A 20,680-nucleotide genomic window follows, 5' to 3' on the forward strand; every position below is an offset into this window, starting at 1 on the left:
AGAATTTTCTGTTTAGTTGACTGGTTAACGCGGCAGTTTTTGCGTAAATTAAGCGCGATTTCTTTTCCCTCATCGGAGCGAACCGTGAACCCTGCGTTGCTTGATCTTTCGGGCTATATCAAATTCTTTGTTGGCCTGTTCGCGCTGGTGAATCCAGTCGGCATTATTCCCGTCTTTATCAGCATGACCAGTTATCAGGCGGCGGCTGAGCGTAATAAAACCAATATGACCGCAAACCTGGCGGTCGCCATTATCCTCTGGACCTCGCTGTTTCTCGGCGACGCCATCCTGCATATTTTCGGCATCTCCATCGACTCCTTCCGCATCGCGGGCGGCATTCTGGTGGTTACCATCGCCATGTCGATGATCAGCGGCAAGCTGGGCGAAGATAAACAGAACAAGCAGGAGAAATCGGAAACCGCCATTCGTGAGAGTATCGGCGTGGTGCCGCTGGCGCTGCCGCTGATGGCCGGACCTGGCGCTATCAGCTCGACCATAGTCTGGAGCACGCGCTACCACAGCTGGCAAAACCTGCTGGGCTTTAGCGTGGCAATTGCGCTCTTCGCCTTTTGCTGCTGGCTGCTGTTCCGCGCCGCGCCGCTGATGGTGCGCGTGCTCGGCCAGACCGGCATTAACGTGATTACGCGTATTATGGGCCTGCTGCTGATGGCGCTCGGCATTGAATTCGTGGTAACCGGCATCAAAGCGTTATTTCCTGGGCTGGTGAATTAAGGCGGCTTAATTTCCAGCGCAAACGCCGATATGTCTCTTAATGGTGCAATTGCACATTTTATTGCACCGTTATAATGCAATTATTCCTGCGGCTTAATCCGCTGCAAAAATTATTAAGCAAATTACTTACCTGCCTGTCGCGCCAGACGCGATCTCATCCCGCTGTGACTATTTTCACATCATAAAATGTCAGCACTCGCTGAAATGGCATCATAAACTGGCATGAAAGCTGCAATTATCTGCTTTTTGTTTTCACAATGAACAAAAAGGCAGAAGGGTTGCGCATTCTTCCGCAGCCAATACGGAGAAAGCGCGAGTTAACGCGGAAAAACAGGTAAACTGCTGTATAAACAGGGTGATAACTATTATTTCCGCGCAAAAATTAACGCTATCCTCCTGCATGAAGACGTGATAAAAGAGAATCAGGTAACATTTTTGTTATTTTTACTTTGTCGGCAGAGGCGGCGTTCTGCTAATTTTCGGCGCAATAGTTTTTCATTTGGTCTCAAAGTGAGAACGCTTCTTGCTTATGAGCTAAAGGGCTTATGAAGAAGGGTTAACTTTTTTGATGAAATGGAAGATTACGCCGCTGTCACTCAGCTTAATGATACTCTCCGGCGCCGCGCACGCCGCTACTGTTCCCCCAGGCACCGAACTCGCCGCCACGCAAAATATCGTGATTAATAACGGTACTGAGGTCTCTTCGCTCGATCCGCAAAAGATCGAGGGCGTGCCGGAATCGCGCATTATCTCCAACCTGCTGGAAGGGCTGGTGACCACCGACAATACCGGCGCTATCGTGCCGGGCGTGGCGCAGTCGTGGCAAAACGAGGGCGGAAAGGTCTGGACCTTTACCCTGCGCGACAACGCGAAATGGAGCAACGGCGCGCCGGTTACCGCGCACGATTTCGTTTACAGCTGGCGACGTCTCGCCGATCCTAAAACCGCTTCGCCCTATGCCAGCTATCTGCAGGCGGCGCATCTCAGCAATATCGACGAGATCATGGCCGGTAAAGCCGCGCCTGACAGCCTCGGCGTCAGGGCGCTGGACGACCGTCATTTGCAGGTCACCCTGAGCGAACCCGTGCCCTATTTTATCTCGATGCTGGCGAACGCCGCGCTGTCGCCGGTCCACGCGGCGACGGTAGAGAAGTGGGGCGATGCCTGGACTCGCCCCGAGCACTATGTAGGCAACGGCGCCTATCTGCTAAGCGAGTGGGTGATCAACGAGAAGCTGGTGCTGAAGCGCAATCCCGGCTACTGGGATAACGCCCATACGGTAATCGAGCAGGGCACCTTTCTGCCGATCGAGTCGGACCATAACGACGTCAACCGCTATCGCAGCGGCAACACCGATATGACCAACAGCGTGGTGCCGCCCGAGCTGTTCCGTAAGCTGCAGGGCGAACTGGGCGATCAGGTGAAAGTCAGCCCGCTGCTCTGCACTTTCTACTACGAGATCAACAATAAAAAACCGCCGTTTGACGACGTGCGCGTCCGTACCGCCATCAAGCTGACGCTGGATCGCGATATCATCACGCAGAAAATCATGGGGCAGGGCCAGATCCCGGCTTATAGCCTGACGCCGCCTGCGACGGCGGGCGTGAAGTTGACGCCGCCGGCCTGGTTCACCTGGAGCCAGGCGGAACGCAACGCGGCCGCTAAAAAACTGCTGGCCGAGGCGGGCTATAACGCCCAGCATCCGCTGCGCTTTACGCTGCTCTACAACACCTCCGATCAAAACAAAAAGCAGGCGATCGCCGCCGCCTCGATGTGGCAAAAGAACCTCGGCGCGCAGGTCAGTCTGCAGAATCAGGAGTGGAAAACCCTGCTGGAGACGCGCCATCAGGCGCAGTATGACGTAGTGCGTGCCACCTGGTGTGCCGACTACAACGAGCCCTCCACTTTCCTGAATATGCTGATCGGCAACGCCTCTATCAATACGGCGTTTTACCACAGCGAAAAGTATGACCGTCTGATGGCGCAAACCTTATCCGCCAGCAGCGAGGCGGCGCGCGCCGCGCTCTACCAGCAGGCTGAAGCACAGCTCGACAACGACTCGGCGATTGTGCCAGTTTATTACCGCGTCAGCGTGCGGCTGGTAAAACCCTGGACAGGCGGTTTTACCGGCAAAGATCCGCTCGATATGACCGATTTGAAATATTACTTCATTAAAAAGCACTGAGGCTGACCCGGCAACATAAGCCGGGAAGCCCGCGCGGTGCTGAAGCCTTTCGGGGCAAACAACTATCCTCAGCCAAAATGAGGAACCCGCTAACGGGGGACGCCGGGACGGCTTGCCGTGTCGGTGAAGATAAAAAACTGGAGTGTAATAATGAACCACATCACGAAAAAAAGTCTGATTGCTGCAGGCGTTCTGGCAGCAATGGGCGCACTGGCAGGGAATGCAGTGGCGGCAAACGTTCCGGCAGGGACTGAACTGGCGGCGAAACAGGAGCTGGTGCGTGGCAACGGCGATGAAGTGCAGTCGCTGGACCCGCACAAAATTGAAGGCGTGCCGGAAGACAACGTGGCGCGCGACCTCTATGAAGGTCTGCTGGTCAGCGACAGCAATGGCCACCCGGTGCCGGGCGTCGCGGAAAGCTACGAAAACAAAGATTTCAAAGTGTGGACTTTCCACTTACGCAAAAATGCCAAATGGTCAAACGGCGAGCCGGTGACCGCGCAGGACTTCGTCTACAGCTGGCAGCGTCTGGCCGATCCGAAAACCGCGTCGCCCTACGCCAGCTATCTGCAGTATGGCCACATCGAGAACGTTGACGACATTATCGCCGGCAAAAAACCGACCTCCGATCTGGGCGTAAAAGCGCTGGACGACCATACGCTGCAGGTCACGCTGAGCGAACCGGTTCCCTATTTTTATAAACTGCTGATCAACGCCGTGATGTCCCCGGTTTACAAGCCGGCAATTGAAAAATTTGGCGATCAGTGGACACAGGCGCAAAACTGGGTCGGCAACGGCGCGTTTAAGCTGGAAGCGCATGTGATCAATGAACGCATCACCCTGGTGCGTAACCCTCAGTACTGGGACAACGAGCATACCGTGCTGAACAAAGTTACTTTCCTGCCGATCAACTCCGAAGTTAGCGACGTTAACCGCTACTTCTCGGAAAACGGCAGCGACATGACCTATAACAACATGCCGATCGAGCTGTTTAAAAAGCTGCAGCGCGAAAATCCGAAAGAGCTGCATGTCGATCCCTATCTCTGCACCTACTACTATGAGATCAACAACCAGAAAGCGCCGTTTACCGATCCGCGCGTGCGCGCCGCGCTTAAGCTGGGTCTGGATCGCGACATTATCGTAAACAAAGTGCTGGCGCAGGGTCAGCTACCGGCCTACAGCTATACTCCGCCGGCTACCGACGGCATGGATATTCTGCCGCCGGACTGGTTCAAATGGTCACAAGACAAGCGTAACGAAGAGGCGAAAAAGCTGCTGGCTGAAGCGGGCTACACCGCTGACAAACCTCTGACCTTCAACCTGCTTTACAACACGTCAGATCTGCATAAGAAGCTGGCGATCGCCGCCTCGTCGATCTGGAAGAAAAATATCGGCGTCAACATCAAGCTGGAGAACCAGGAGTGGAAAACTTTCCTGGACACGCGTCATCAGGGCAACTTTGACGTGGCGCGCGCCGCCTGGTGCGCGGATTATAACGAACCGACGTCGTTCCTGAACACCATGCTCTCCGACAGCAGCAACAATACCTCGCACTATAAGAGCGCGGAATTCGATAAAGTCATCCACGATGCGATCAAGGCGGCAGACGACAAGGCGCGCGCGGCGGATTATGCCAAAGCAGAGCAGATTATGGATAAGGACAGCACCATCGTGCCGGTTTACTACTACGTGAACGCACGTCTGGTGAAACCTTACGTCGGCGGCTACACCGGTAAAGATCCACTGGATAAAACGCTCGACAAAAACTTTTATATTATCAAACACTAATAGCAAACAGGCTATCGGCAAGGGCGGCGCGCTGTGCGCCGCCTTTATGTACTTTGTACGCTTTGTGAAGCAATAAGCCTGGTAGGTACGGCAATGTTAAAATTTATCCTGCGTCGACTGCTCGAAGCGATCCCCACGCTTTTCGTGCTGATCACGATCTCATTCTTTATGATGCGCCTTGCGCCCGGCAGTCCTTTTACCGGCGAGCGCACGCTGGCGCCGGAAGTGATGGCGAACATCGAAGCGAAGTACCATCTGAACGATCCCATCGGCAAACAGTATCTGGATTACCTGATCCAGCTGGCGCACGGCGACTTCGGCCCTTCGTTTAAATATAAAGATTACACGGTTAACTATCTGGTCGGCCATGCGTTCCCGGTGTCCGCCAAACTGGGTCTGGCGGCCTTCGTGCTGGCGGTGATCCTCGGCGTGACGGCGGGCGTCATTGCGGCGCTCAAGCAGAACAGCCTGTGGGATTATGCGGTGATGGGGGTCGCCATGACCGGCGTGGTGATACCCAGCTTCGTGGTGGCACCGCTGCTGGTGCTGCTCTTCGCCATCACCCTGAAATGGCTGCCGGGCGGCGGCTGGAACGGCGGGCAGCTGCGCTATATGGTGCTGCCGATGGTGGCGCTGTCGCTGGCCTATATCGCCAGCATCGCGCGTATTACCCGCGGCTCGATGATTGAGGTGATGCACTCCAACTTCATCCGCACCGCGCGCGCCAAGGGACTGCCGCTGCGCCGCATCGTGCTGCGCCATGCGCTCAAGCCCGCGCTGCTGCCGGTGCTCTCCTATCTCGGCCCGGCGTTTGTCGGCATCATCACCGGTTCAATGGTGATCGAGTCGATTTACGGCCTGCCCGGCATCGGCCAGCTGTTCGTTAACGGCGCGCTGAACCGTGACTACTCGCTGGTGATGAGCCTGACCATCCTGGTCGGGGTTCTGACTATTATTTTCAACGCGATTGTCGACGTGCTCTACGCCGTGATCGATCCGAAAATCCGTTACTAAATCTGGAGCTCGCGATGATGTTGAGTAAGAAAAACAGCGAAGCTCTCGACGCCTTCAGCGAAAAGCTGGAGGTAGAAGGGCGCAGCCTGTGGCAGGATGCGCGTCGCCGGTTTATCCATAACCGTGCGGCGCTGATCAGCCTGCTGGTGCTGGTGCTGATTACGCTATTTGTTATTTTCGCCCCGATGTTCGCGCAGTTTAGCTATGACGATACCGACTGGGGCATGATGTCCGCCGCGCCGGACACCACGTCCGGCCACTGGTTCGGTACCGACTCCTCCGGGCGCGATCTGCTGGTGCGCGTCGCCATCGGCGGACGCATCTCGCTAATGGTGGGCATCGCGTCGGCGCTGATCGCGGTGATTGTCGGCACACTTTACGGCTCGATCGCCGGCTATCTCGGCGGCAAAACCGACTCGGTGATGATGCGTATCCTGGAGATCCTGAACTCCTTCCCGTTTATGTTCTTCGTGATCCTGCTGGTGACCTTTTTTGGCCGCAATATCCTGCTGATCTTCGCCGCTATCGGCATGGTCTCCTGGCTCGACATGGCGCGTATCGTGCGCGGGCAGACGCTGGGGCTGAAGCGTAAAGAGTTTATCGAAGCGGCGCACGTCGGCGGCGTCTCTACCGCCAGCATCGTACTGCGTCATATTGTGCCGAACGTGCTGGGCGTGGTGGTGGTTTACGCCTCGCTGCTGGTGCCGAGCATGATCCTGTTCGAATCCTTTCTGAGCTTCCTTGGCCTCGGCACACAAGAGCCGCTGAGTAGCTGGGGCGCGCTGCTGAGCGACGGCGCCAACTCGATGGAGGTGTCGCCGTGGCTGCTGCTGTTCCCGGCCGGTTTTCTGGTGGTGACGCTGTTCTGTTTCAACTTTATCGGCGATGGTTTGCGTGACGCCCTCGACCCGAAAGATCGCTAAGGAGTTTCCCGATGACTATTCATGAATTTCAGCCGGCGATGGCCGCCCGCGCGGGAAGCGACCTGTTACTGGAAGTCAAAGATCTGCGCGTCACCTTCCAGACGCATGATGGCGACGTGACGGCGGTTAACGACCTGAATTTCTCGCTGCGCGCCGGCGAAACCCTGGGCATCGTCGGCGAGTCAGGTTCCGGCAAGTCGCAGACGGCGTTCGCCCTGATGGGGCTGCTGGCGAAGAACGGCCGCATCGGCGGCACGGCGCTGTTCAACGGCAAAGAGATCCTCAACCTGCCGGAGAAGGCGCTGAACAAGCTGCGCGCCGAGCAGATAGCGATGATTTTCCAGGATCCGATGACCTCGCTTAATCCCTATATGCGCGTCGGCGACCAGCTGATGGAAGTGCTGAAGCTGCACAAGAGGCTGAGCGGCGCGCAGGCGTTCGAAGAGTCGGTACGCATGCTCGACGCGGTGAAAATGCCGGAAGCGCGCAAGCGCATGAAGATGTTCCCGCATGAGTTTTCCGGCGGTATGCGCCAGCGCGTGATGATCGCCATGGCGCTGCTCTGCCGGCCTAAGCTGCTGATCGCTGACGAACCGACCACGGCGCTCGACGTCACCGTTCAGGCGCAGATCATGACGCTGCTGAATGAGCTGAAGCGCGAGTTCAATACCGCAATCATCATGATCACTCACGATCTGGGCGTGGTAGCGGGCATCTGCGACAAGGTGCTGGTGATGTATGCCGGCCGCACCATGGAATATGGCCGCGCGCGCGACGTCTTCTACCAGCCGGCGCATCCCTATTCGATCGGGCTGCTGAGCGCGGTGCCGCGCCTGGACGCCGAGGGCGAAAGCCTGACCACCATTCCCGGCAACCCGCCCAACCTGCTGCGTCTGCCGCAGGGCTGCCCGTTTCAGCCGCGCTGTCCGCATGCGATGCCGATCTGCACCCAGGCGCCGCCGCTGCTGCCGTTTGGCGAAGGGCGCCTGCGCGCCTGCTTTAAGCCGGTGGAGGAGTTAGTATGAGTACCGTCGCTGAGAAAAAAGTGCTGCTGGAAATCGCCGATCTCAAGGTGCATTTCGACATTAAAGATGGTCGCCAGTGGTTCTGGCAGCCGCCGAAATCGCTCAAGGCGGTGGACGGCGTCAGCCTGCGCCTCTACGAGGGCGAAACCTTAGGCGTGGTCGGCGAGTCCGGCTGCGGCAAATCGACGCTGGCGCGCGCTATCATCGGCCTGGTGAAGGCTACCGACGGACGCGTCGCCTGGCTGGGTCGCGATCTGCTTGGGCAGAGCGAAGAGGAGTGGCGCAAGGCGCGCAGCGATATCCAGATGATTTTCCAGGATCCGCTGGCCTCGCTTAACCCGCGCATGACCATCGGCGATATTATCGCCGAGCCGCTGCGCACCTATCATCCGAAAATGCCGCGTCAGGAAGTGAAAGACCGCGTCAAAAACATGATGATGAAAGTGGGCCTGCTGCCGAACCTGATCAACCGCTATCCTCATGAGTTCTCGGGCGGCCAGTGTCAGCGTATCGGCATCGCGCGCGCGCTGATCCTCGAGCCGAAGCTGATTATCTGCGATGAGCCGGTCTCGGCGCTTGACGTCTCGATTCAGGCGCAGGTGGTGAATCTGCTGCAGCAGCTGCAGCGTGAGATGGGGCTGTCGCTGATCTTTATCGCGCACGATCTGGCGGTGGTGAAACACATTTCCGACCGCGTGCTGGTGATGTATCTTGGCCACGCCGTCGAGCTGGGCACCTACGATGCGGTCTACAACAACCCGCAGCATCCCTACACGCGGGCGCTGATGTCGGCGGTGCCGATCCCCGATCCGGATCTGGAGAAGAACAAGCAGATCCAGCTGCTGGAAGGGGAGCTGCCGTCGCCGATCAACCCGCCGTCAGGCTGCGTGTTCCGCACCCGCTGTCCGATCGCCGGCCCGGAGTGCGCGAAAACGCGGCCGCTGCTGGAGGGGAGTTTCCGCCATGCGGTCTCCTGCCTGAAGGTGGATCCGCTGTAATAAAAAACGCCGGGCAGTCGCCCGGCGTTCTTCAGAGTATTGATCAAGCCCGCAAGCGGCTCAGATCGCTTATTCGCGCCAGAGAATATGACACAGCTTGTGGTCTTTTTCGCGGCACAGCAGCACGCGCGCGAACACGTCGGTAATCGGCTCGCCGTCCGCTTCGCCCAGCCCAATCACCACTTCAGAGAAGAAGTCCGGGTTAAGATCGAAATCGACGTGCTCCTTCCAGTCTTCCGAGGGATCGAACAGCTCTGCGCCGCCGCGCTCTTCGAACTGGAGGTTGAAAAGAATAATATCCGCCGGATCGAGGTTGTCGCCTGCCAGTTCAAGAAAAATGTCGTAGGCCTGTTCCAGCGTTTCGTCTTCGGTAAGGCGATTATTTAAATCCATGATCGATCCTGTCTGCCTTGAGGCGCGTTGCAATTTCCGCTCGTTTTACAGTAAAGGACTAAAGAAGTAAAACAGTCGTTCAACGATGCGCTGCCACCAGGCACGTTTTGACCATCGTTTCCCGTCCAGCAAACGGGAGCGTGCGATATAGTCGTCCTGCACGCAAGCCAGATCGCTGCCGAAGCCGGCGTCGTCTACCACCAGCGTAATTTCAAAGTTGAGCCACAGGCTGCGCATGTCGAGATTCACCGTGCCGACCAGGCTGAGCTGGCCGTCCACCAGCACGCTCTTGGTGTGCAGCAAACCATCCTCAAACTGATAGATCCTGACGCCCGCTTCCAGCAGCTCGCTGAAAAAGGCGCGGCTCGCCCAGCCCACCAGCAGCGAATCGTTATGGCGCGGCACGATAATGCTTACCTCGACGCCGCGCAGCGCCGCCGTGCAGATGGCGTGCAGCAGATCGTCGCTCGGCACAAAGTAGGGCGTGGTCATAATCAGCTGCTCGCGCGCCGAATAGACGGCGGTCAGCAGCGCCTGATGGATCATATCCTCCGGGAAGCCTGGCCCAGAGGCGATTACCTGCACCGTATGGCCGCTTTCGCGTTCGAATGGCATAATATTGCCGTCGGGCGGCGGCGGCAGAATACGCTTGCCGGTTTCAATCTCCCAGTCGCAGCTGTAGACGATGCCCATGGTGGTGGCGACCGGGCCTTCCATACGCGCCATCAGGTCTACCCACTGTCCGACGCCCGCGTCCTGCTTGAAGTAGCGCGGGTCCACCAGATTCATGCTGCCGGTATAGGCGATATAGTTATCGATCAACACCACTTTGCGGTGCTGGCGCAGGTCCATACGGCGCAAAAACACGCGCAGCAGACTGACCTGCAGCGCCTCCACCACGTCAATGCCGGCATTGCGCATCATGCCAGCCCAGGGACTGCGGAAAAAAGTCACGCTGCCCGCCGAGTCGAGCATCAGACGGCAGTGCACGCCGCGCCGCGACGCCGCCATCAGAGATTCGGCCACCTCGTCCGCCAGCCCACCGGGATGCCAGATATAGAACACCATCTCAATATTGTGGCGCGCCAGCTGGATATCACGGATAAGCGCCTGCATCACGTCGTCTGAACTGGTAAGCAGCTGCAGCTGATTGCCTTTAACGCCGGCGATGCCCTGGCGATTCTCGCAGAGCTGGAACAGCGAGCGCGCCACGTCGCTGTGTTCGGTAGCGAAAATATGGCTGCGCTGTCTCAGATCGCTCAGCCATTTTGCGGTGGCGGGCCACATGGTGCGCGCGCGCTCCGCGCGGCGCTTGCCCAGATGAAGCTCGCCGAAAGAGAGGTAAGCGATAATACCCACCAGTGGAAGGATATAGATAATCAACAGCCAGGCCATGGCGGAAGTAACCGTACGGCGCTTCATCAAAATACGTAGCGTGACGCCGGCAATCAGCAACCAGTAGCCAAACAGCAGCAACCAACTGATTAGAGTATAAAAGGTGGTCATTAAGTGGACATCCCGTTCGCGCTTGGTCAGAGAAGTTTACGTGCTGACAGACCACAACGAAACCCCCAATCGCCGCCGGGATCGATAAGAGATCCGAGTTGGCATTAGCGTGGAGATCTTTATAATGCGGCCGCGTGATGTCGAAGCAGGAGAGAAGGTGATGAGAAAAAGCAGAAATGAAGTAGCGCGCTGGAGAATGTTGCGGCAGGCGCATCGCCGTCGCGCCCGCTGGCTGGAAGGCCAGTCGCGTCGCTACAGCCGAATCCATGCGATTCGCCATCAGCTGGCGCAGCAGCAGCGCCGTTCGATACTGTTTATCACGCAGAATACCTGAGAAAAGCCGCCGCAAGGGCGGCTTTCTTTTAGGCGGCTTTCACCCGTGCGGATCGAGCAGCAAAAAGTCGATATCCCAGCGGTTCGATATAGCGCTGCGACAGCCAGGCGACAAACAATGAGATGGCCAGCGCCACAAGAAACTGCATAACGCCATGCACAGGGATCCTCTTGTCTACCATGCGCATAATGACGTTATGGATCAGGTAGAGCGAATAGGAGATATCGCCAAGCCAAATCAACACGCGCGGCGTCAGTTTAGCCAGCAGATCGTCATTGATCGCTACCGCCATCAGCAACAGGCTGACTATTCCGCCGGAGTAAGTGAGTCCGTGCGCGACATGGGACCGCTCTACAATATGCCAGATCGTCCAGAGCAGAATGCCAGTTAACAGTAGCCGACGAACCAGCGTCGGCAAGCGCAGCAGTACTGGCCAGGCGAGTCCCACCGCCACCCCGGCGGCAAATTCCCAGATAATTGGGTTCGTGATCAGGTTAAGCATACCGTGGCGAAAGGCGTAACCCTGCGTCTCAAGCGATATCGCTTGTCCCTGGAATAACGGGAACAGAATCAGCGATGCTATTAGCAAAGCGGCGAGCATTATCCAGCGGTGTCGCAGCAACAGGCTGCACGCCATCAGCAGATAGAACCAGATCTCATAATTCAATGTCCAGCGAATGCCGTACAGCCCGGAATCATCAACGTAAAAAGGGCCATTATCGGCGCTTACCGTGGTAAATGTCAGGGCGCTAATCAGATTATCGAGTTTGTCCTGATAGTGTAAAAGACTCATGCCGCCGCCCAGCGCGAAGCTGAGCAACAGCAGAAAATAATAAGCGGGCAATAAACGCAGCAGGCGACGCTGAATAAAGTGCCAGGCCGCCTTTGGGCCAGTAGACATTCGCGCAACGGAAAGCGTGATAACGAAACCGCTTAGGGCAAAGAAAAGATCGACCCCGATAGCGCCCCAGCCAAACAGGCGATCGCCCGCGCCGGGAAATTGCATATTAATGGTGTAGCGATAGTGAAAGGCCAAAACAGCAAGCGCAGCGATGCCACGCAGTGCCTGAACAGAATTAATCTGTTTATTTTCCATAACAAATCCGCGCCAGAGTGCTAAAAGAGGCGCAGTATAACGGTTATTGAGAAAATTCTTAATGTCGGGCAGGCATATTCTTTACGAAAGTTTAACGTTTGCCTCAATACAGTCGACTGACCAGCACCACATTTACCAGCTGTGCCGCCGCGGCGATTACAATCAGCATTACGATAAGCTGTTTTTTCTGTTTCCAGCCGTCACGCCGCCAGATCAGCAGCGCCTTGACGATCAACCCGAGGGCCAGCGCCAGCAGCGCAATCACCAGCCATTGCATCGCGTTCACTCCATGCGAAAGAAATAAAAATGGCTTCGGCGCGGACGCGGAAGCCATCGTGACAACATCGGTCGGAGGATCAGAAGACGCGTTTAAAGGGTTTTACCGCGACGTTTTTGTAAACGCCGGCCGCAATGTAGGGATCGGCCTCTGCCCAGGCTTGCGCAGCTTCCTGCGAGCTGAACTCCGCGATAATCGCTGAACCGGTAAAACCGGCGACGCCAGGATCGTTGCTGTCAACAGCCGGCATCGGTCCGGCGACGATCAGACGGCCTTCATCCTGCAGCAGCTGCAGGCGCGCCAGATGGGCAGGGCGCACCGAGGTGCGTTTTTCCAGAGAATCAGCGTTATCTTCGGCGTAGATGATGTACAGCACTTGAAAGCCCCCATTGGCTCATCATATTTTCGCAACACGGTAAGGGATCGTAAATAAGAGTGCAAACGAAAGATGGCGTAATGCATAAGGGGCAGCAGGTCAGGTTAAAAAACGGCAATATCTGACCATTTTTCAGCAGTTATTGAAACTGATTGCTATTTGCATTTAAAATCGTGGCTTCATTCTCTTACTGCGACTGTTATGACCACGTTGACGATGCCCATTTTAAAACGTACGCCTGTTTCCGTGCTGCTCTCTGTTGTCCTGCACGGTTCAGTTATCGCCGGCATTCTCTATGCCTCGTTTCATCAGGTAATCAACGTTCCTAAGGTCTCGCAGCCGATTAGCGTCAGCCTGGTCGCGCCGGAAGTGCAGCCTGAACCTGCGCCTGTAGTCCAGCAGCCGCAGCCCGAACCGCAGCCTGAGCCGGTTCCAGAGCCGCAGCCTGTGCCGGAACCGCCTAAGGCCGAGCCGGTGCCAATTCCGGTGCCGCAGCCTAAACCCAAGCCAAAGCCCAAACCGAAACCTAAGGTAGAGCACAAGCGTGAGGTGAAACCGCGCCAGGAGGCGAAGCCGCAGGAGAATCCGTTCAGGCAGGACGCGCCGGCCACCCAGACGAAACCGACCACTGCCCCGAAATCGACGCCGTCGCCTTCGCCATCGCAGTCGACCTCGCAGGGGCCGAAGGCGCTCAGCGTGTCGAAACCGGGGTATCCTGCACGCGCGCAGGCGCTGCGTATTGAGGGGCGCGTGCAGGTACAGTTTGACGTCGGCGACGACGGGCGCGTGGAAAATATCGCTATTCTCTCCGCGCAGCCGCGCAACATGTTCGAACGCGAGGTGAAACAGGCGATGAAACAGTGGCGCTATCAGCCAGGCCGTCCCGGCAAAAACCTGAAGATGACGATCGTCTTTAAAATCAACGGCGGCTCCAGCATCGAATAAAAAAAGCGGTCGTCTGACCGCTTTTTCGCTACTCCGCCGCTTCGAGGTTTGCGCGTCCCGGCGGCAGCGGGCGCGATTTGCCCTCATTATCCACGGCGACATAGATAAACACCGCTTCGGTGGCGCAGTAGGTCTGGCCGATAGGTTCCGATGAGACCTTCTTGATCCACACTTCGACATTGATGGTCATAGAGCTGTTGCCAGTGCGGATGCAGCGCGCGTGGCAGCTCACCACATCGCCCACCGCGACCGGCTTGAGAAACGACATGCCGTCGACGCGCACCGTTACCACGCGTCCTTCCGCAATCTCTTTCGCCAGAATGGCGCCGCCCATATCCATCTGCGACATCAGCCAGCCGCCGAAGATATCGCCATTGGCGTTGGTATCCGCCGGCATCGCCAGGGTACGTAACACCATTTCGCCTTGCGGCAACTTATGTCTTTCGCCCATTGCTCGACTTCTTATGCAGGTGAAGGCGCGCTGCGCCCGTAAGCCCCGTTCTGACCAGGCCGTTTTTATTTTTCTTCTTGTTGCGGCATCTGTCGCCAGATGTAGAGTCCGCTAATCAGGGTAAACAGCAGGGTAAGCGCGGTCAGACCGAATACTTTAAAGTTAACCCAAAAGGCTTCAGGCAACCAAAACGCGACGTAAATATTCGCCAGGCCGCATGCGAGGAAAAAGATCGCCCAGGCGACATTCAGGCGGCGCCAGCTGCTTTCCGGCAGCTGGATCTCTTTGCCCAGCAGGCTTTTGATCAGCGGCTGCGCCATAAAAAACTGGCTGTAGAGCAGCGCCAGCGCGAACAGGCTGTAGATCACCGTGACTTTCCATTTAATAAACTCATCGTTATGGAAAACCAGCGTCAGGGTGCCGAAGATCGCCACCAGGGCGAAGGTGAAAATGGTCATTTTTTCCAGCTTGCGGTAGAGCACCCAGCTCACCACCAGCGCAAGGCCGGTGGCGACGATCAGCGCGCCCGACGCGACGAAAATGTCGTAAAGCTTATAGAAAATAAAGAAGACCACTAAGGGAAGGAAATCGAGTAACTGCTTCATAGTCATTCCAGTTCAGCGAAAACAACACAAAGCCGCGCGCCCCACAGGGCGCAGCGCGCTTAACGAACCAGCATATAGAGCCGGAAAAGGTAGATAACCAGCAGGGCGGAGATCAGGTTGCCGATAGCGGTGATAGCGATGGCCAGCACGTTATCCGGCAGCGCCGTCAACGAGGAAGAGGCGAACAGCAGCGCCATTTTCGCCAGCAGCCAGAGAATAATCGCCGGCGCGATCAGCCTGACGTTTTTCCATGCCAGACGGGAGCTGGCGCGCATTGCGGCGAAAATGCCGCTTTTTTCACTCGCCAGGATCACCGGGGAGAGCGACAGCAGAATCGCCAGAATAATGCCAGGCACCATCAGCACCATAAAGCCCAGCTGCACCACCAGGGTAATCAGGAACGTCTGCAGCAGCAGCTTCGGCAGCAGCGGGGCGGAGGCGCCGATAGCGCGCAGTGCGCTGACGCGCTGTCCAGCGGAGACCATCGGGATCAGGCAGAGCATGCCGCCCAGCAGCAGCGTATTGCCGATCAGCGCGGAGAAGGTGCCGGCCGCAGAGGCGCGCAGCAAAATGCGCTGCTGCTCAGGCGACATATTTTGCACCAGTTCAAACAGCGAAGAGGCGCTGCTATCGCCCTGCTGAAGCTGAGCCAGCTGATCGCCGCCTGGGGTAAAGGCGTGCACCAGAATGACCGTGATAAAGGCCGTCAGTAACGACATCAGCACGATGGTCAGAAGCTGGTGGCGGAAAAAATTTCCTGTGTCACGGTATAACGAGCTTGCCGTGATAGACATGTACTCTCCTTGGTGGAACCGGGTTGATTAACCCGGCGATTGTACATGGTCTGGCCCGGCGCTGGCACCCGCAGCGCGATAACTTTCTGTCATGGAAGGTAAAGAAGGGTGAAAAAGAGGCGGCAGGCCATAGCGGGCGCGGGCGCGGTCGCAGGCTTCGTTATAAATGCCGTTTTCGCCCGACATGGCGAATTCGCGACAGGGCGAGGGGCGCTGCGCATAGATGCCGCAGGAGGTACAGCCGCCCGGCTCGCCCTGCAGCGCCACGCAGCGCGGTTCGCGCGTGTTGGTGCCGCGCATATTGCGCATCAGCAGGCTTAACGGCTCGGTGAGCTCGACCGGGACCGCGCCGCCGGCGTCATCGGCTTCAGCCCAGTAAAACGAGACGCGGAAATGGGCGCAGCAGGCGCCGCAGGTCATGCAAGGGTTTAGATTATCGCTCATTTGATCGCCCGCCACTCCTGAGGCATCGAACCAAAATCAACACGGGAAAAAAGCAAAATAATCACGCCGCTGAATTTCTTCAAGCGAAATTTCAGGCAAGCCTGCGGGGTTAAAATTGATCTAAATCAAACCCTTCCTTTTTATATGGTTTTTCGTGATTGATTCGGATGCATTTTTTGCAAAATCCCGCTAGAACGTTGCCCACAACGTCACACCATAATTTCCCCCGTTTATCTTGTGCAAAGGAGTGATCATGAAATTGGCAAAATGCGCTTTCTTACTGGCAATGGCTCTACCGCAGCTGGCACTGGCTCATGAGGCAGGCGATTTCTTTATGCGCGCCGGCAGCGCGACGGTGCGTCCTACCGAAGGTTCCGATAACGTACTGGGCATGGGCGGCTTTGACGTCAGCAACAATACCCAGCTCGGCCTGACCTTTACTTATATGGCGACAGACAACATCGGCGTCGAGCTCCTCGCGGCGACGCCGTTCCGCCATAAGGTGGGCCTGGGCGCAACCGGCACGCTGGCGACGGTGCGTCAGCTGCCGCCGACTCTGATGGCGCAATATTACTTCTTCGACAGCCAGAGCAAAGTGCGCCCCTACGTCGGCGTGGGCATCAACTACACCACTTTTTTCGACACGGACTTTAATCAGACCGGCCGTGATGCAGGGCTGAGCGACCTTAGCGTGAAAGATTCCTGGGGCGTGGCGGGACAGGTCGGTCTCGACTACCAGATTAACCGCGACTGGATGCTGAACGCCTCGCTCTGGTATATGGATATTGATACGGAAGTGAAGTTTAAGGCGGGCGGCAAGCAGCAGAATATCGATACGCGCATCGATCCTTTTGTCTTCTTCTTCGGTGCAGGCTACCGCTTCTGATAAAAAAAGGCCGCGAATCGCTCGCGGCCTTTTGCTTTTCTGCGTTATTTAATCTGCATGTTGTTCACAACAGACTTCACGCCTTTCACGGTACGGGTCACTTCTACCGCACGGCTGGCCATCTGCGGCGAGCTGACGAAACCGCTTAGCTGCACGCGGCCCTTAAAGGTTTCAACGTTAATCTCGCGTGATTTGAGTTCATCGTCATTCAGCAGCTGTGCTTTGACTTTGGTGGTGATCACCGTGTCGTCGATATAACCGCCGGTGCCTTCCTGCTTCGCCGTCGGCGCACAGGCGCTCAGCGTCAGCGCAACAACCACGGCGACCAGCGCGCCTGCAAGGACTTTAAACAGTTTCATTGCTTCTCTCCCTGTCTCAAACAAGATGCGCCGTTACCATAACGGCGCGCAAAACAAGTGTGGGCGGGAAAAGCGAAAGCGGCAACGTTGGGATGTAAAAAAGAGTGAAAAATCATGCTCCCTCAGCGCAGAGAGCATGAAAAGATCAGCGGGTGGCGGCTTTCAGGCTGCTGACGAAGGCGGTCAGTTTCGCCAGCATCTCTTCCGGCTGCGCATGGTGCTGCTCAATGATTTTCACAATCGCCGAGCCGGAGATGGCGCCCGCGGCGCCCGCGCTGAGCGCCTCTTTGACCTGCGCCGGTTCGGAGATGCCGAATCCCTGCAGCGGCGGCGCGGCGTTATATTCGCGCAGCTTTTCGATCAGGCGCTGCAGCGGCAGGCTGCTGGCGCGATTTTCCGCGCCGGTCACGCCCGCGCGCGACAGCAGATAAGTGTAGCCGCGGCCGTGAGAGGCGACTTCGCGCAGCAGATCGTCGCTGGCGTTAGGCGGACAGATAAAGATCGGCGCGATACCGTGGCGCAGCGCCGCCTGGCGGAACGGCGCCGACTCTTCGACCGGCACATCCGCCACCAGCACTGAATCCACGCCCGCTTCGGCGCAACGCGCATAGAAGGCGTCGATGCCGTTGGCGAACACCAGGTTGGCGTACATCAGCAGGCCGATGGGCAGATCGGGATATTTCCGGCGCACGCTGCTGAGCAGTTCGAAGCACTGCGCGGTTGTCGTGCCAGCCGCGAAGGCGCGCAGGGTGGCGTTCTGAATGGTTGGGCCATCCGCCAGCGGATCGGAGAAGGGAATGCCCAGCTCCAGCGCGTCGGCGCCGCCCGCGACCAGCGCGTCGATCACGCTTAACGACAGCGCCGGCGAGGGATCGCCCAGCGTGACGAAGGGCACGAACGCGCCTTCTTTGCTGGCCTGTAAACGCGTAAACAGCTGTTGATAACGCTCCATCAGATTTCTCCCTGCGCAGTCAGAATATCGTGAACGGTAAAGATGTCTTTATCGCCGCGGCCCGAAAGGTTTACCACCAGCAGCTGCTCTTTCTCTGGATTCTCGCGGATCATCTTCAGCGCGTGGGCAAGGGCGTGCGAGGACTCCAGCGCCGGGATAATGCCTTCGGCGCGGCAAAGTTCCTTGAAGGCGGCCAGCGCTTCATTATCGGTAATCGACACATAGTCGGCGCGGCCGATGCTGTTGAGGTGCGCATGCTGCGGGCCGACCGACGGAAAGTCGAGACCGGCGGAGATAGAGTAGGACTCTTCGATCTGACCCTCTTCGGTCTGCATCATCGGCGACTTCATGCCGAAATAGATGCCGACGCGGCCATGCTTGAGCGGCGCGCCGTGCTCGCCGGTCTCAATGCCGTGACCGGCAGGCTCGACGCCGATCAGGCCGACGCTCTCTTCATTGATAAAGTCGGCGAACATGCCGATGGCGTTCGAGCCGCCGCCGACACAGGCGATAACCGCATCAGGCAGACGCCCCTCTTTTTCCAGAATCTGCGCTTTCGTCTCTTCGCCGATCATGCGCTGGAACTCGCGCACGATAGTTGGGAAAGGATGCGGGCCCGCCGCGGTGCCAAGCATATAGTGCGCGGTTTCGTAGCTGCCGGACCAGTCGCGCAGCGCCTCGTTGCAGGCGTCTTTCAGCGTGGCGGAGCCGCTGTGCACCGGGATCACCTCGGCGCCCATCAGTCGCATGCGGAAGACGTTCGGCGACTGGCGTTCGACATCTTTCGCGCCCATATAGATGCGGCACTTCATGCCGAGCAGCGCGCACGCCAGCGCCGAGGCAACGCCGTGCTGGCCCGCACCGGTTTCGGCGATGATCTCATTTTTGCCCATGCGTTTCGCCAGCAGCGCCTGACCCAGCACCTGGTTGGTTTTGTGGGCGCCGCCGTGCAGCAGATCTTCGCGCTTCAGGTAGAGGCGCGTTTTCGTGCCTTTCGTCAGGTTGCTGCACAGCGTCAGCGCCGTCGGGCGCCCCGCATAGTTTTTCAGCAGGTCGGTGAATTCCGCCTGAAACGCCGGGTCTTTCTGCGCCTCGACAAAGGCCGCTTCCAGCTGTTGCAGCGCCGGCATCAGGATCTGCGGCACATACATGCCGCCAAAGTCGCCAAAATAGGGGTTCAGTAGAGTCATGGTTTCATCTTCCTTTTAGGCCCGCCGCAGCGGACCTGACAAATCAGTAGGCACGCAGCGTGCGGAAAACCGCCGCGATTTTGCTGGCATCTTTGATGCCGGGCGCGCTTTCCACGCCGGAGTTGAAGTCGAGGCCCGCGCAGCCGAGGCGCGCCGCTTCAACGCAGTTGTCTGCGCCAAGGCCGCCGGCAAGCAGCACGTTGCTTAAATCCTGGTCCTGCAGCAGCGACCAGTCGAAGCGTTCGCCGCTGCCGCCGTTGCCGTTGTCAAAGACGTAGCGATCGACGTGCGGCCAGTCGCGCGCGGGCAGCGCGCTTTTGATGCTGAGCGCTTTCCAGATAGCGACGGCGGCGGGCAGCGCAGCGCGCAGCTCTGCGACATAGGCGCGATCTTCATCGCCGTGCAGCTGAACGGCGCTCAGGTGCAGCGTATCGGCCATCGTGACAACGTCACTGATAGCGCTGTTACGAAACACGCCGACGTAGCGCAGCGGCGCGCCGGCTATCACCTGCTGCGCCTGCGACGCGTCGAGCCGACGCGGCGAACCGTCGGCGAAGATCAGGCCGCCGTAAAGCGCGCCGGCCTCAAAGGCGGCGCGCGCGTCTTCCGCTCGCGTCAGCCCGCATACTTTGTTGTCGCCCAGCAGCACGCGACGTACCGCGGCCGCCAGGTCCGGCTCTTCCATCAGCGCCGAGCCGATCAGGAAGCCGTTGGCAAAATGGCTCAGCTCGCGCACCTGAGCATAGTTATGAATGCCCGATTCGCTGATCACCGTTACACCGTGCGACAGGCGCGGCGCCAGCTGACGCGTGCGGTCGAGATCGATCGACATATCACGCAGGTCGCGGTTGTTGATGCCGACCACTTTCGCTTCCAGCGCAATGGCGCGCTCCAGCTCCGCTTCGTTGCTGACCTCGGTCAGCACGCCCATTTTCAGGCTGTGCGCCACGGCGGCCAGCTGACGATACTCCTCGTCGTTCAATACCGACAGCATTAGCAGGATGGCGTCAGCCTGATAGTGGCGCGCCAGATAGATCTGATAAGGGTCGATGATAAAGTCTTTGCACAGCACCGGCTGGGTAAGCGCCGCGCTGACGATGGGCAGAAAGTCGAAGCTGCCCTGGAAATATTTCTCGTCGGTCAGCACCGAGACGGCGGAGGCGTAGTGGCGATAAACGCCCGCGATGGCCGCCGGGTCGAAATCGTCGCGGATCAGCCCTTTAGAAGGGGACGCTTTTTTACACTCCAGAATAAAGACCGTGCGGGCGCCCTGCAGCGCGTGGTAAAAGCTGCGGGAGGCGGGCTGCACGTCATTCTGAAAGGCGGCGAGCGGCTGTTGCGCCTTGCGCGCCTCGACCCACTGCGCTTTGTCCTGAACAATCTTCTCTAAAATCGTACCTTGCATGG

General features: G+C 57.9%; 23 protein-coding genes. 10 read left to right on the forward strand and 13 right to left on the reverse strand.

The window, feature by feature from the left end; all coding sequences use genetic code 11:
- The first annotated feature begins 84 nt into the window (after positions 1–84).
- The 7 genes from JS46_RS00585 to oppF all read left to right on the forward strand — a co-directional run bounded on the left by JS46_RS00585 (position 85) and on the right by oppF (position 8,665).
- Complete coding sequence (locus JS46_RS00585; protein ID WP_033747940.1) at positions 85–732, forward strand: YchE family NAAT transporter; 648 nt, start codon at positions 85–87, stop codon at positions 730–732.
- Positions 733–1,300: 568 nt separating this feature from the next.
- Positions 1,301–2,917, forward strand: coding sequence for an ABC transporter substrate-binding protein (locus JS46_RS00590; protein ID WP_033746732.1), 1,617 nt, complete (start codon positions 1,301–1,303; stop codon positions 2,915–2,917).
- 150 nt (positions 2,918–3,067) lie between these two features.
- The gene (oppA, locus tag JS46_RS00595; RefSeq protein WP_033746734.1) at positions 3,068–4,705 is read left to right on the forward strand and encodes an oligopeptide ABC transporter substrate-binding protein OppA; all 1,638 of its coding nucleotides are present in this window, start codon (positions 3,068–3,070) and stop codon (positions 4,703–4,705) included.
- A gap of 93 nt (positions 4,706–4,798) precedes the next feature.
- Positions 4,799–5,719, forward strand: coding sequence for an oligopeptide ABC transporter permease OppB (oppB, locus tag JS46_RS00600; RefSeq protein ID WP_033746736.1), 921 nt, complete (start codon positions 4,799–4,801; stop codon positions 5,717–5,719).
- A 14-nt stretch (positions 5,720–5,733) separates the two neighbouring features.
- Positions 5,734–6,642, forward strand: coding sequence for an oligopeptide ABC transporter permease OppC (gene oppC / locus JS46_RS00605; RefSeq protein ID WP_033746738.1), 909 nt, complete (start codon positions 5,734–5,736; stop codon positions 6,640–6,642).
- Positions 6,643–6,653: 11 nt separating this feature from the next.
- On the forward strand, positions 6,654–7,667 hold the full coding sequence (locus JS46_RS00610) for an ABC transporter ATP-binding protein (protein WP_033746740.1): 1,014 nt from the start codon (positions 6,654–6,656) through the stop codon (positions 7,665–7,667).
- Positions 7,664–8,665, forward strand: a complete 1,002-nt coding sequence (oppF, locus tag JS46_RS00615; protein WP_033746742.1) for a murein tripeptide/oligopeptide ABC transporter ATP binding protein OppF — start codon at positions 7,664–7,666, stop codon at positions 8,663–8,665. Before JS46_RS00610 ends, oppF begins: the two co-directional genes overlap by 4 nt.
- Before the next feature lie 69 nt (positions 8,666–8,734).
- On the opposite strand, the gene JS46_RS00620 is transcribed toward oppF, so the two are convergent.
- Positions 8,735–9,058, reverse strand: a complete 324-nt coding sequence (locus JS46_RS00620; protein WP_033746744.1) for an HI1450 family dsDNA-mimic protein — start codon at positions 9,056–9,058, stop codon at positions 8,735–8,737.
- A 45-nt stretch (positions 9,059–9,103) separates the two neighbouring features.
- On the reverse strand, positions 9,104–10,564 hold the full coding sequence (gene cls / locus JS46_RS00625; RefSeq protein WP_033746746.1) for a cardiolipin synthase: 1,461 nt from the start codon (positions 10,562–10,564) through the stop codon (positions 9,104–9,106).
- A 160-nt stretch (positions 10,565–10,724) separates the two neighbouring features.
- On the opposite strand from cls, the gene JS46_RS24000 reads away from it, so the two are divergent.
- Positions 10,725–10,898: a YciY family protein gene (locus tag JS46_RS24000; protein ID WP_096073261.1), complete on the forward strand. Its 174-nt coding sequence runs from the start codon at positions 10,725–10,727 to the stop codon at positions 10,896–10,898.
- Positions 10,899–10,926: 28 nt separating this feature from the next.
- Here JS46_RS24000 and JS46_RS00630 read toward each other — a convergent pair whose 3' ends face one another.
- The 3 genes from JS46_RS00630 to JS46_RS00635 form a co-directional block, all read right to left on the reverse strand.
- On the reverse strand, positions 10,927–11,994 hold the full coding sequence (locus tag JS46_RS00630) for an acyltransferase (protein WP_051905530.1): 1,068 nt from the start codon (positions 11,992–11,994) through the stop codon (positions 10,927–10,929).
- 103 nt (positions 11,995–12,097) lie between these two features.
- Positions 12,098–12,271, reverse strand: coding sequence for a hypothetical protein (locus JS46_RS24410; protein ID WP_187143638.1), 174 nt, complete (start codon positions 12,269–12,271; stop codon positions 12,098–12,100).
- Between the two features lie 79 nt (positions 12,272–12,350).
- On the reverse strand, positions 12,351–12,647 hold the full coding sequence (locus tag JS46_RS00635; protein ID WP_033746748.1) for a YciI family protein: 297 nt from the start codon (positions 12,645–12,647) through the stop codon (positions 12,351–12,353).
- A gap of 201 nt (positions 12,648–12,848) precedes the next feature.
- Between JS46_RS00635 and tonB the strand changes: the two genes are divergently transcribed.
- Entirely contained in the window at positions 12,849–13,592 is a 744-nt protein-coding gene (tonB, locus tag JS46_RS00640; RefSeq protein ID WP_033746750.1) for a TonB system transport protein TonB, read from the forward strand.
- 28 nt (positions 13,593–13,620) lie between these two features.
- On the opposite strand, the gene yciA is transcribed toward tonB, so the two are convergent.
- From yciA to JS46_RS00660, 4 genes are all read right to left on the reverse strand, one after another.
- A complete protein-coding gene (yciA, locus tag JS46_RS00645) occupies positions 13,621–14,043 on the reverse strand; it encodes an acyl-CoA thioester hydrolase YciA (protein ID WP_033746751.1) in 423 nt (140 codons plus the stop codon).
- Between the two features lie 65 nt (positions 14,044–14,108).
- The gene (locus JS46_RS00650; RefSeq protein ID WP_033746753.1) at positions 14,109–14,648 is read right to left on the reverse strand and encodes a septation protein A; all 540 of its coding nucleotides are present in this window, start codon (positions 14,646–14,648) and stop codon (positions 14,109–14,111) included.
- Between the two features lie 59 nt (positions 14,649–14,707).
- A complete protein-coding gene (locus tag JS46_RS00655; RefSeq protein ID WP_033746755.1) occupies positions 14,708–15,442 on the reverse strand; it encodes a YciC family protein in 735 nt (244 codons plus the stop codon).
- 27 nt (positions 15,443–15,469) lie between these two features.
- On the reverse strand, positions 15,470–15,886 hold the full coding sequence (locus JS46_RS00660) for a YkgJ family cysteine cluster protein (protein WP_033746758.1): 417 nt from the start codon (positions 15,884–15,886) through the stop codon (positions 15,470–15,472).
- 253 nt (positions 15,887–16,139) lie between these two features.
- Between JS46_RS00660 and ompW the strand changes: the two genes are divergently transcribed.
- Positions 16,140–16,772 carry an outer membrane protein OmpW gene (gene ompW, locus JS46_RS00665; RefSeq protein ID WP_033746760.1) on the forward strand — a complete coding sequence of 211 codons (633 nt, stop codon included), beginning with the start codon at positions 16,140–16,142 and terminating at the stop codon, positions 16,770–16,772.
- Between the two features lie 44 nt (positions 16,773–16,816).
- Here ompW and JS46_RS00670 read toward each other — a convergent pair whose 3' ends face one another.
- The 4 genes from JS46_RS00670 to trpCF all read right to left on the reverse strand — a co-directional run bounded on the left by JS46_RS00670 (position 16,817) and on the right by trpCF (position 20,678).
- Positions 16,817–17,131 carry a BON domain-containing protein gene (locus tag JS46_RS00670; RefSeq protein WP_033746762.1) on the reverse strand — a complete coding sequence of 105 codons (315 nt, stop codon included), beginning with the start codon at positions 17,129–17,131 and terminating at the stop codon, positions 16,817–16,819.
- A gap of 145 nt (positions 17,132–17,276) precedes the next feature.
- Positions 17,277–18,083, reverse strand: a complete 807-nt coding sequence (gene trpA / locus JS46_RS00675; RefSeq protein WP_033746766.1) for a tryptophan synthase subunit alpha — start codon at positions 18,081–18,083, stop codon at positions 17,277–17,279.
- Entirely contained in the window at positions 18,083–19,273 is a 1,191-nt protein-coding gene (gene trpB, locus JS46_RS00680) for a tryptophan synthase subunit beta (RefSeq protein WP_033746769.1), read from the reverse strand. Before trpB ends, trpA begins: the two co-directional genes overlap by 1 nt.
- 43 nt (positions 19,274–19,316) lie before the next feature.
- Complete coding sequence (trpCF, locus tag JS46_RS00685) at positions 19,317–20,678, reverse strand: bifunctional indole-3-glycerol-phosphate synthase TrpC/phosphoribosylanthranilate isomerase TrpF (protein ID WP_033746772.1); 1,362 nt, start codon at positions 20,676–20,678, stop codon at positions 19,317–19,319.
- Positions 20,679–20,680: the final 2 nt, after the last annotated feature.

It is taken from the genome of Pantoea sp. NGS-ED-1003 (assembly GCF_000738765.1).
GTDB lineage: Bacteria > Pseudomonadota > Gammaproteobacteria > Enterobacterales > Enterobacteriaceae > Pantoea > Pantoea septica.

Excerpts from the sequence above, each read along its gene's own strand:
- JS46_RS00590 (WP_033746732.1), top strand. The coding sequence starts at position 1,301 with ATGAAATGGAAGATTACGCCGCTGTCACTCAGCTTAATGATACTCTCC.
- oppA (WP_033746734.1), top strand. The coding sequence starts at position 3,068 with ATGAACCACATCACGAAAAAAAGTCTGATTGCTGCAGGCGTTCTGGCA.
- oppB (WP_033746736.1), top strand. The coding sequence starts at position 4,799 with ATGTTAAAATTTATCCTGCGTCGACTGCTCGAAGCGATCCCCACGCTT.
- oppC (WP_033746738.1), top strand. The coding sequence starts at position 5,734 with ATGATGTTGAGTAAGAAAAACAGCGAAGCTCTCGACGCCTTCAGCGAA.
- JS46_RS00610 (WP_033746740.1), top strand. The coding sequence starts at position 6,654 with ATGACTATTCATGAATTTCAGCCGGCGATGGCCGCCCGCGCGGGAAGC.
- oppF (WP_033746742.1), top strand. The coding sequence starts at position 7,664 with ATGAGTACCGTCGCTGAGAAAAAAGTGCTGCTGGAAATCGCCGATCTC.
- JS46_RS00620 (WP_033746744.1), bottom strand. The coding sequence starts at position 9,058 with ATGGATTTAAATAATCGCCTTACCGAAGACGAAACGCTGGAACAGGCC.
- cls (WP_033746746.1), bottom strand. The coding sequence starts at position 10,564 with ATGACCACCTTTTATACTCTAATCAGTTGGTTGCTGCTGTTTGGCTAC.
- JS46_RS24000 (WP_096073261.1), top strand. The coding sequence starts at position 10,725 with ATGAGAAAAAGCAGAAATGAAGTAGCGCGCTGGAGAATGTTGCGGCAG.
- JS46_RS00630 (WP_051905530.1), bottom strand. The coding sequence starts at position 11,994 with ATGGAAAATAAACAGATTAATTCTGTTCAGGCACTGCGTGGCATCGCT.
- JS46_RS24410 (WP_187143638.1), bottom strand. The coding sequence starts at position 12,271 with ATGCAATGGCTGGTGATTGCGCTGCTGGCGCTGGCCCTCGGGTTGATC.
- tonB (WP_033746750.1), top strand. The coding sequence starts at position 12,849 with ATGACCACGTTGACGATGCCCATTTTAAAACGTACGCCTGTTTCCGTG.
- yciA (WP_033746751.1), bottom strand. The coding sequence starts at position 14,043 with ATGGGCGAAAGACATAAGTTGCCGCAAGGCGAAATGGTGTTACGTACC.
- JS46_RS00650 (WP_033746753.1), bottom strand. The coding sequence starts at position 14,648 with ATGAAGCAGTTACTCGATTTCCTTCCCTTAGTGGTCTTCTTTATTTTC.
- JS46_RS00655 (WP_033746755.1), bottom strand. The coding sequence starts at position 15,442 with ATGTCTATCACGGCAAGCTCGTTATACCGTGACACAGGAAATTTTTTC.
- JS46_RS00660 (WP_033746758.1), bottom strand. The coding sequence starts at position 15,886 with ATGAGCGATAATCTAAACCCTTGCATGACCTGCGGCGCCTGCTGCGCC.
- ompW (WP_033746760.1), top strand. The coding sequence starts at position 16,140 with ATGAAATTGGCAAAATGCGCTTTCTTACTGGCAATGGCTCTACCGCAG.
- JS46_RS00670 (WP_033746762.1), bottom strand. The coding sequence starts at position 17,131 with ATGAAACTGTTTAAAGTCCTTGCAGGCGCGCTGGTCGCCGTGGTTGTT.
- trpA (WP_033746766.1), bottom strand. The coding sequence starts at position 18,083 with ATGGAGCGTTATCAACAGCTGTTTACGCGTTTACAGGCCAGCAAAGAA.
- trpB (WP_033746769.1), bottom strand. The coding sequence starts at position 19,273 with ATGACTCTACTGAACCCCTATTTTGGCGACTTTGGCGGCATGTATGTG.
- trpCF (WP_033746772.1), bottom strand. The coding sequence starts at position 20,678 with ATGCAAGGTACGATTTTAGAGAAGATTGTTCAGGACAAAGCGCAGTGG.